Genomic DNA, 9,010 nt, shown 5'->3' on the forward strand with positions numbered 1-9,010 from the left:
CGAGCGGGCGCCCGCCATCTACCCGAACACTGACCGGCTATCGGTCACCGCCGACTGTGGCGGCTCCAACGGGTACCGGCACTCCGCCTGAAGGACGACGATCACTCCCGCGGATTCCAGACGGTCCTGAACCACGTCGGCGACCTGCGACGTGAACCGCTCCTGCACCTGCGGGCGCTTGGCGTACAGGTCGACCAGCCAACCGGCTTGGACACGGTTACGGCAAATCCAGTCACAGCCACTCCGCAGTTGCGACTGCCGGACGCCGGCTCCATCGCTCGATTCAGACCCTGCCGTGGAGCGCGTCACGCCCTCACGGCACCCTGCACAGCCATCGGCGTCATCAATCTATGGCAAGTCAACTCAAACGTCAACGATTACGTTGAATGCATGGTCGCGAGCAGCCAGCTGATCCGTACCGGGCTGCTCGCGGAGCGATCGGGACACTTATCGACGATCACGTTGATAACCCTGCAGCCAAGGCGTAGGGTCGGTGCATCCGCCGTTACAGGAGAGCCGCATGTCTGAAGCCGTTGGTTCGGGTTGAGTGCCCGGTTCACCCACAGCAGCCGAACGTCGACGTGCGGCGCGTAGGCGCGCAGCTCCCAGCCCAGGAGCAGGATGCCGAGCAGGCAGGCGAGGGCGATCCAGTTCGGGTTGGCGAGGGATTCGACGAAGACCAGCAGGGCCGACAAGGCGCCAGAGAACAGCACAATGCCAACGACATCGAATGCAACGAGGACGCAGCGGACCGTTCCGACACAGGGGGTCGCGGGGAATCCCGACCCCGGTGAGCACGAACTCGATCATCGCCAGGGGCAGGGACCGTGGCTCGAGGTCGTCCTGCAGCACGAGAGCCACGGGCGGCTGTTGCATCTGCGGACGAAGCCGCGCTCGGGGTCGGCTACTTGCCCCGCCCGACGACGATTCCCGCCAGCACTGTCTCGGTCATCCCGTCAGCGATGTCCTCGGCGCTCAGCGCACCGTTCGGGACGAACCACCGCGAGGTCCAGTTCAGCATGCCGACCAACAGCTTGGCGAACACCTTCGGGGGTAACGAGATTTGAAACTCGCCTCTCGCCATGCCATCCCGCACGGTGGACTCGAATAGATCCTCCGTAACGCGGCCGGACCCGATCAGCTGCTGGTTCAGGTGTTGGTCGATGACGGCCTGGCCGGCACCTTCCTGAAAATAGATGTAGAGCTGCGGGTAGTGGCGCTCATACGCCCGCATCACAGTGCGCATGGCCTCCAGGAGCCGCTCTTGCGGCGGAAGATCCGCACCGGCGATCCTCTCCAGGCCTTCGACCATCTCTGTCACACCGTCGTGGATCGCCTCGCGGAAGATCGCAAACTTGTCCGGGAAGTAGTAGTACACCGTGGCGCGATCCAGACCGGCCTCCCGCGCGATCGCCTCGACGGTGGTGCCGCTCAAGCCGTTTCGGCCTAGCACCACGGCAGCCGCCTTCAGGATCTCCTCCCGTTTCGCTCCGTATCGCGCCCGGTCCTTTCGCTGGGCCGCTGCCTCACGCTTCATCGCGAGCGTGGTAGCCGGCCCCTTGCTGGTTCCAGTCGGCTTGGGCTTTTCGCTCATTGGGGCCTCCAGCCGGTTGAACGGTGTCGAAGAGCCTTCATGTCCGCGATTCTTCCACGGGTCTTGGCTAGCCGCGATCTTTCGTGATCTTCGTGTGATCGGCTGAGGCGTGATTTCGCTTCCTGGTCAGCGTGGTGGCCCGGCTGTCGCGCCGGGTGAGCGGGGTTCCACGGGCCCGTGGATGTCCTTTCCTGTTCGGTGGAGTGGCTTGGCGCTGGTCAGGGTGACGCCGGCAGGGCTTGCAGACGTGTGACGGCGGTGATGATCTGCGTGGCCCAGGGCCATCGGGCGGCGATGCGGAGCCGGAGTCGTCGGCCGCCGCGGACCAGGCGCCCGGCGACGGCGATGCCGCAGCTTCAGATCGGCGAGCTGACCTTGCTTGGTGTTGGTGACAAAACAGGTGAAGCGCAGCCGTGCACCGGGGTGCGGGCGCTCCCTGCGGACGATGACGCGCATGCCCTTGGGCCGGGAGGTCAGGTTCGCCAGGCCGGTGATCTCGGCGATCCAGGCGCCTGGTCTTACCTGCCCCTCGGCGTCGTAGGCGGGTGTCCAGGCGCCGGCGGGTAAGCGCAAGATCGCCTCACCGATGTCGTCGGTGACGGTGAAGCCGATGGAGTACTTCAACCACCGGCCCGGACGCGTCAGCCAGGTGAGGAACTCATGAGTGCCGCCGCCTGAGTCGGTGCGGATCAGGGTCTGACGGCGTCGGGTTCTGGGCAGTTGGGCCAGGGCCAAGACGGTGGCGTCGGCTCCGACCTCGTCACACCGGTGATCTCCCGGATGCTCGTCGGGCTCGGCGTGTCAACCGGCCGCCCGTCTGCCATGGTGCTCATCCGCCGGCGCGCTCAGATGAGGGACTGAGCGCTGCGCCACGTGCGGTCATGATGGCGCAGGGCTACGCCGCGCACAGCGGGAGGCCAGGCGTGGTCACGGTGCCCCAGGGTCCCGGCCTGACCGACACCGCCACCGCGCTCGTCGAGCTGGTTCGTATGAAACGCTCGCTACCGCCCAGTGAACCGCGCGATGGCAGCCGCCGAGTCCGCGTATGCCGACAGATGCTGGGTGTAGTCCTGCTCGGCCCGGTACGCGGCCTCCAACGGGAGCGTGTCCGAACGCAGGACCGACGCCTTCGCCATCCGGATCGCGACGGGGCTCTTCCCGGCGATCTCCTTCGCGAGCGCCCGCGCATCGTCGAGCAGGCGGTCCTGCGGGACGACGGAGTCGAGGCCGCCGAGGCGGTACATCTCCTGTGCCGACACCCGCTCCCCGGTGTAGATCATCCGGCGTGCCCGACCGGGCCCCACCATCCACTGCGCGAACGACGCGGCGCCGAGCACACCGACGTCGATCTCGGTCAGGGCGAAGAAGGAGCGTTCGGACGCGATGACGATGTCGCTCACCGCGGCCAAGGCGAGACCGGCGCCGATCGCCGCGCCGTTCACGGCACAAATGACCGGCACGGCACAGCGCCGCACCGCCCAGAACGCCTCCCTGGTAGCCCGGTACGGGTCTCCCACGTCGACGGGCGACGGCTCGGACCGCTCGACCGCGAGGTCCTTGATGTCCCGGCCGGCGCAAAAGGCCCGCTCCCCCGCGCCAGTGAAGACGACGACGGACACGTCCCTCCGATCGCCAAAGGCGCCAAACACCTCCGCGATCTCGCGATAGGTCGTACGGGCCAGCGCGTTCACCGGCGGCCGGTCGAGAACCACCTCGGCCACGCCGTCTTGCACGCTCACCCTCAGGTCGCCTGCCATTCCCCGTCCCACCCTTCGACTCTGGCCGTGGTCTGGGCCAGCATAGGAGCCATCGATCCAAAAGTAAACACAGTCGTTGAAAATAGCGATTTAGCCCGACAGTCATCCGCCCCGGATGAACATCCACGGCGCGGTGTCCCGCTCGACCTCCAGCGCACGCACCCGACCAGCGCGGATATCGCCATCCCCGCCGCCGTGTACTGCCGCCACGTCGCACTCGAACCAGGCCGACCCTCGTCCGACCGGGGCTCGCCGCCGGCCGCCGACGTCCGGTCGAGGCCGTCGAACTTCGGTGCGCCGGACCGGGCACCGACAGCGTCCATGCCCCAAGGCCAGACCCCAACCAAGTAGTTCAACAATTGCGTTGACTATCTGTCTTACGGTTTGGCGCACCGGCAGACGCATCGGCACCGGCTTGAGGAGGTTCGTTTGTTCGTCCACGAAGCCGTAGCCGCCCCACTCCCGGACGCCGGGGGCGACACCATGTTCGGCCTGATCAGCGACGCGAACCTCTACATGGTCAACAGCTTCGCGGAAGCCTACGGCGGCCGGTACGTCTCCGCGCCCCACGAGGCCGGGGCGATCATGATGGCGCAGGGCTACGACCACGCCCTCTCCGAGTGCGAGCGGCTGGCCGCAGGAGGGCGGGGCAGATGCCTGGTCAGTCGTCCCTGCTGCTCGGTCCGCGCCGGGACCGTGCCGTCAAAGGTGTCGAGGGGTCACCGCAGCATCGCGCCGCCATCGATGGGCAGCACGGTCCCCGTGATGTAGCGGGCGCCCTCTGAGCAGAGCCAGAGGCTCGCGTTCGCGGCGTCCCCCGGCTCGATGCGCTTCATGTTCATCGCCGGCTTGTACACGACCGCTTTGCCCATCTGGGCACGCATAGCGTTCACCGACTCGTTCTCGATCATCGGGGTCGCCACCCCGCCGGGGGCGATGGCGTTGACCCGGATGTCGAACGTGCCCAGCATCAGCGCGTAGGCACGCATCATGCCGATGACAGCGTGCTTGGCGGCCATATACGCGAGGTATCCGGTGGACGTGAACCGGTAGTCGTCGAGCATCGCCGCCATACCGGCCAGCGAACTGGTGATGATGATCGAACCGCCGTTGCCCGCCTCGATCATGGCGGGCAGAGCCACCTCGACCGTGTGGTAGGTGCCGAGAGCGTTGACGTCGAGCGTGTCGGTCCACGCTTGCGGCGTGTTGTAGTGCTCGCCGGTCCACGAGAAGACGCCGGCGTTGCAGAGGACGTAGTCGAGTCGCCCGAATCGGTCGACACCGGCATCGACAGCCTGCTGCAGCGCGGCCCGATCCCGAACGTCGGCACGGGCAGCGAGGATGTCGCCGCCCGCCTGCTTGACCAGTCGCTCCGTCTCCTTGAGGTCCTCGGAAGTGTCGAGCGAGTAGCCGACCGTGCTGATCGACTCGCAGAGGTCGACGGCAATGACGTTCGCACCCTGCTCCGCGAAGAGCACCGCCGCAGCGCGCCCCTGCCCTCGGGCGGCACCTGTGATGAAGACAACCCGGCCGTCATGCATGCCCACGACTCGCTCCTGTCTGGATCCGGCTGATGGGCAGAGCTTAAAAACCCATCCGCAACTTCGTCAACTTAAATGTTGATAAACTTACCCACACCCACCGGGGACAAGGCTTCCAGGGCCCGCCCGGTCATCCGCAACCTCGAATCACCGATGCAGATCGGCCCCGTTGAACTGCCGTGATGCCCCGGACGGACACGATCCGATATGCGGAGCGACAGTTCCCGGTCACCCAAAAGGCACGGGCGACATGGATGAAAAAATGATCAATAAATCTGTTGAAGGGGGTCTATAGGCGCAAGTGCACGGCCCGCCGTCGACAATCCGCGCCATGACCGACCGGAACGGTCAGGCCGCGATCCCGAGCGATTAGGCGGAGGCGCACACCCTGGCCCGTCGACACCTGAAAACTATCAACAGAAACGTTGACGATTTCCGAAGGGGGGCGTAGGTTGGGCTGCAGCGGCCGACGGCGAGGTGCCCGAGCAGGGTCCTCGCTACGCCGGACCGAGCATGCTCGTCGCGCTGAAGCGCCTTCCGACCCTCGAGGTGTGGATGAAACTCCCGCTCCTGCATGCGGGTGCGTTACCCGCAGAGCACCACGACCTCCGCTGCGAGGTTCGCGAGTTCCTAGCGGAGGAACTCACTTCCGGTGGCTTCACCCCGCGATGCGACAGCTGGCTCGCCGGGTTCGACGCTCAGTTCAGCCGGCGGCTCGGCCGTCGCGGCTGGATCGGTACAACCTTTCCGAAGGAGTACGGCGGAGCCGGCGCCGACCCGACCGCCCGCTTCGTGATCGCCGAGGAACTGCTCGCCGCCGGGGCGCCGGTGGCCGCGCACTGGGTGGCGGACCGTCAGTCGGGACCCTCGATCCTGCGTTTCGGCACCGAGGCCCAGCGGGAGCGGTACCTCCCCGGAATCGCACGAGGGGAGCTGTTCTTCGCGATCGGCATGAGCGAGCCCGACGCGGGATCCGACCTCGCCTCGGTCCGTACCCGCGCCCAGCGCGTGGACGGCGGCTGGGTGGTCACGGGAACCAAGGTCTGGACGAGCCATGCCCACCACGCCCACCACATGCTGACCCTGGTCCGCACCAGCCCAGCGGACCCGGCGCGCCGGCACGCCGGACTCAGCCAGTTCATCGTCGACCTCGCCGCATCCGGCGTGGAGTGCAACCCGATCCGGCTCATCAGCGGTGCGCACCACTTCAACCAGGTCGTGCTGACCGACGTGTTCGTCGCCGACGACCAGGTGCTGGGCACGATCGGGGACGGCTGGGCCCAGGTCACCCACGAGCTGGCGTACGAGCGCTCCGGCCCCGAGCGCATCTTGAGCACCTACCCGCTCCTCGAGGCGGCGCGCCCTGCGTTGTCCCGCACCGCCGAGGGCAGGCGGCTGATCGGCCGGCTGAGCGCCGAGCTGTGGACCCTGCGTGCGATGTCAATCGCGGTGACAGCCGAGCTGCAGGCAGGCCGAGCCCCGACCGTCGAGGCGGCCATGGTGAAGGATCTCGGAACCCGGTTCGAGCAGGATCTCGTCCACGCTGTCGCCGAGGCGCTAACGATCGAGCCCGATCCCGAGGCCCACGGCACGCTCGCGGGCATTCTCGCCGGGGCGTTGCTGCAGGCGCCCGGATTCACCCTCCGCGGTGGTACCAACGAGATTCTTCGTGGAGTTGTCGCAAAGGCGGTGGTCGGACGATGAACGCGGAGGAGAGACGGGACCTGCACGAGGCTGTCGTCGGTGTATGCGGGGAACCCCCCGCCGACGGCTGGCACCCGGAGGTCTGGAGGGCTCTCGACGAGATCGGCGTGACAGCGCTGCCTGTCTCGGAGGAGGCGGGGGGCGGCGGTGCCGGACTGAGCGCCGCGACCACCGTTCTCATCGCTCTCGGGTCGGTGGCGGCGTCGGTACCTGCGGTCGAGACGGGTCTGCTCGCCGGCTGGTTGCTGGATCGTACCGGTGCGGAGCTGCCTGGCGGCGTCCTGACGGCGGCTGTCGCCGATGGCCTGGAGATTCGTCCGGTCAACGACGGATGGCTGGTTTCCGGGACCGTCACGCGCGTCCCGTGGGCACGCTGCGCGGACCGGGTCGTGCTGCTCAGCCCCCTTGACGGGGGGCACTGCGTCGTTGTCGTGCCACTCGCGGGAGCCGAGATCCGTCCTGGCGTCAATGTCGCGTGGGAGCCCCGCGACGACGTAACGCTCTCCTCGCACCTGGTCCCGGCCGGCGACCTGCACCGCGTCGAGAGCGCGGACGGACTCGCCGCCGACTTCTCGAGGCGGGCGGCGTTCGGGCGCGCGGCGCAGATGGCCGGTGCGGCGCAGGGGGTGTACGAGCGCGCGGTCCGCTACGCCGGGCAGCGACACCAGTTCGGTCGCCCACTCGCCGCGCTCCAGGCGGTGCAGCAGCAGCTTGCCGAGCTCGCGGCCGAGGCGAGCGCGATGACCGTCGCGGTGGAGGCGGCGGCGAGCGCGGTCGATCAGGAGCCTGCTGAGGATTGGCCACTCGAGGCTGCGCGGGTCCGTGTCGCCGAGGGCGCACGAACGGTCGCGGCCATCGGCCACCAGATCCACGGAGCGATCGGGTTCACCGACGAGCATCCCCTCCATCTCCTCACGACCCGCCTGTGGGCATGGCGCGAGGAGTACGGCAATCAGGCGACATGGTGCGATCGGCTCGGCACGGAATTGACCTGGAAGGACGGTACATCGCTATGGCAACGGATCACGGGGTAGCCTCCGATGAGGGGATCACCTACCAGGTCCTCGGGGCAGTCGGCCTGATAAGGATCGATCGTCCGGCCCGGCTGGGGGCCTTCACCTGGGCGATGATCGACCGGTGGGCCGAGGCGCTCGTCTCCGCCCGCCATGACGACAGCGTGCGGGCCGTGGTCCTCACGGGCACGGGCAAGGGTTTCTGCACCGGTGTCGATCTCGACGATCTGGCCTCCGTGGGTGAGCACCCGATCGACAGCAAAAGGATGCTGACCGATCGGGTCCACAAGGTGGCTCGCGCGGTCGAGGACCTCGACAAGCCACTGATCTGTGCGGTCAACGGCCTTGCCATCGGCGCAGGCATGGACATGGCCCTCATGTGCGACATCCGGCTCGCTGCGGAGTCTGCCCGCTTCAGCGAAGGTTACATCCGCGTCGGCCTCGTCCCCGGCGACGGCGGCGCCTATTTCCTGCCTCGCCTGGTCGGCACAGCGAAGGCTCTTGAACTACTGTGGACGGGCGACTCGATCTCGGCGCAGGACGCCTGCGCCATGGGTATCGTCAACCGGGTCCATCCCGACGACGAACTCCTCGACGAGGCTCTCGCACTGGCCAACCGCATCGCTGAGCAGAGCCCGATCGCGGTTTCGATGATCAAGCGGGCGGTGTACCAGTCGTTGCGCTCGGACCTCCGCACGAGCCTCGACCTGATCTCCTCGCACCTCGCCGTCGTGCAGTCGACCGAGGACTACGCCGAGGCGATGAGTGCCTTCCGCGACCGTCGGCCGCCGGTGTTCAAGGGACGGTGACGCCCGTCCAGGGGGTGCGAACCGAGGGTGCCAATCTTTCCACGATCGTGTTTAAAGTCGCCGACGTCGGTTCTACCGCATGTGCGTCACGGACCTGCGCGAGTTACGAGCCGCTCGTAGTCGTCGGCGAGCGCAAAGGCGGGTCATGGGCTTCATCGATCTCGATTCGCACGTCCTGGAGGTTCCCGAGACGTGGAACTTCCTCGCCCCTAAGTGGTCACGTTCGTAAATCCTTCGGGGGTTACCCGACGAGGTCGAGTACGGCAAGCCGATGGTCGCAGTCGGCGTGCTGCTGGAGGTTGGACTCTTTCTGTTCGTGCCGCTCGACCCGAGCCGGCAGGTCCTCGAGGCCGGCCGGGGTGAACTTCGGGCGGTCGCCGCTCGAAGGCGATGAGGCGGTCTTCGACCCGGTCAAGGCCGGTGAAGTCGTTGGGTGTGAGGGCCTTGCACCGCACGATGGAGAAGAAGATCTCAGCGGGGGGGGGCGCCGCCGATCCGCCGCCGAGCCACCCCCCCCCCATATTGCTGGTGGGGCGGGGGGGTTTTTATGTCTACACCCCCCGGGGCTCGGGGGGGTCGTTGGGGGGGATAA

General features: G+C 67.4%; 8 protein-coding genes and 3 pseudogenes. 5 read left to right on the forward strand and 6 right to left on the reverse strand.

Translation table 11 applies throughout. The features are described 5' to 3' along the window. Positions 1-81 precede the first annotated feature (81 nt). The 4 genes and pseudogenes from ABT130_RS37435 to ABT130_RS37450 form a co-directional block, all read right to left on the reverse strand. Positions 82-198 (reverse strand): annotated as a pseudogene (locus ABT130_RS37435) (GTP cyclohydrolase I); the annotation flags it as partial. A gap of 179 nt (positions 199-377) precedes the next feature. Further along, a complete protein-coding gene (locus tag ABT130_RS37440; RefSeq protein ID WP_350963774.1) occupies positions 378-713 on the reverse strand; it encodes a hypothetical protein in 336 nt (111 codons plus the stop codon). Positions 714-904: 191 nt separating this feature from the next. Next, a complete protein-coding gene (locus ABT130_RS37445) occupies positions 905-1,594 on the reverse strand; it encodes a TetR/AcrR family transcriptional regulator (RefSeq protein ID WP_350929583.1) in 690 nt (229 codons plus the stop codon). Between the two features lie 336 nt (positions 1,595-1,930). Continuing rightward, a pseudogene (locus tag ABT130_RS37450) lies at positions 1,931-2,326 on the reverse strand (transposase); the annotation flags it as partial. Between the two features lie 152 nt (positions 2,327-2,478). Here ABT130_RS37450 and ABT130_RS37455 point away from each other — a divergent pair. Further along, a pseudogene (locus tag ABT130_RS37455) lies at positions 2,479-2,565 on the forward strand (thiamine pyrophosphate-binding protein); the annotation flags it as partial. Positions 2,566-2,595: 30 nt separating this feature from the next. On the opposite strand, the gene ABT130_RS37460 reads toward ABT130_RS37455, so the two are convergent. Further along, positions 2,596-3,333 (reverse strand): enoyl-CoA hydratase-related protein, encoded by a 738-nt coding sequence (locus tag ABT130_RS37460; RefSeq protein ID WP_350963776.1) that lies wholly within the window; start codon positions 3,331-3,333, stop codon positions 2,596-2,598. A gap of 447 nt (positions 3,334-3,780) precedes the next feature. On the opposite strand from ABT130_RS37460, the gene ABT130_RS37465 reads away from it, so the two are divergent. Continuing rightward, positions 3,781-4,122, forward strand: a complete 342-nt coding sequence (locus tag ABT130_RS37465) for a thiamine pyrophosphate-binding protein (RefSeq protein ID WP_350963779.1) — start codon at positions 3,781-3,783, stop codon at positions 4,120-4,122. On the opposite strand, the gene ABT130_RS37470 is transcribed toward ABT130_RS37465, so the two are convergent. Further along, positions 4,071-4,892 (reverse strand): mycofactocin-coupled SDR family oxidoreductase, encoded by an 822-nt coding sequence (locus ABT130_RS37470; RefSeq protein WP_350929659.1) that lies wholly within the window; start codon positions 4,890-4,892, stop codon positions 4,071-4,073. The genes ABT130_RS37465 and ABT130_RS37470 overlap by 52 nt on opposite strands. Positions 4,893-5,447: 555 nt before the next feature. Here ABT130_RS37470 and ABT130_RS37475 point away from each other — a divergent pair. Genes ABT130_RS37475 through ABT130_RS37485 form a run of 3 tightly spaced genes read left to right on the forward strand, consistent with a single transcriptional unit; the run spans position 5,448 to position 8,418 of the window. After that, complete coding sequence (locus ABT130_RS37475) at positions 5,448-6,596, forward strand: acyl-CoA dehydrogenase family protein (RefSeq protein ID WP_350963781.1); 1,149 nt, start codon at positions 5,448-5,450, stop codon at positions 6,594-6,596. Continuing rightward, positions 6,593-7,630, forward strand: coding sequence for an acyl-CoA dehydrogenase family protein (locus ABT130_RS37480; RefSeq protein WP_350963784.1), 1,038 nt, complete (start codon positions 6,593-6,595; stop codon positions 7,628-7,630). Before ABT130_RS37475 ends, ABT130_RS37480 begins: the two co-directional genes overlap by 4 nt. Beyond that, complete coding sequence (locus ABT130_RS37485; RefSeq protein WP_350929594.1) at positions 7,609-8,418, forward strand: enoyl-CoA hydratase/isomerase family protein; 810 nt, start codon at positions 7,609-7,611, stop codon at positions 8,416-8,418. The genes ABT130_RS37480 and ABT130_RS37485 overlap by 22 nt, the downstream gene beginning before the upstream one ends. Positions 8,419-9,010: the final 592 nt, after the last annotated feature.

Origin of the sequence: Streptosporangium sp. NPDC001681 (assembly GCF_040298085.1) — a bacterium.
Lineage (GTDB): Bacteria > Actinomycetota > Actinomycetes > Streptosporangiales > Streptosporangiaceae > Streptosporangium.

Excerpts from the sequence above, each read along its gene's own strand:
- ABT130_RS37445 (WP_350929583.1), bottom strand. The coding sequence starts at position 1,594 with ATGAGCGAAAAGCCCAAGCCGACTGGAACCAGCAAGGGGCCGGCTACC.
- ABT130_RS37470 (WP_350929659.1), bottom strand. The coding sequence starts at position 4,892 with ATGCATGACGGCCGGGTTGTCTTCATCACAGGTGCCGCCCGAGGGCAG.
- ABT130_RS37475 (WP_350963781.1), top strand. The coding sequence starts at position 5,448 with ATGAAACTCCCGCTCCTGCATGCGGGTGCGTTACCCGCAGAGCACCAC.
- ABT130_RS37480 (WP_350963784.1), top strand. The coding sequence starts at position 6,593 with ATGAACGCGGAGGAGAGACGGGACCTGCACGAGGCTGTCGTCGGTGTA.
- ABT130_RS37485 (WP_350929594.1), top strand. The coding sequence starts at position 7,609 with ATGGCAACGGATCACGGGGTAGCCTCCGATGAGGGGATCACCTACCAG.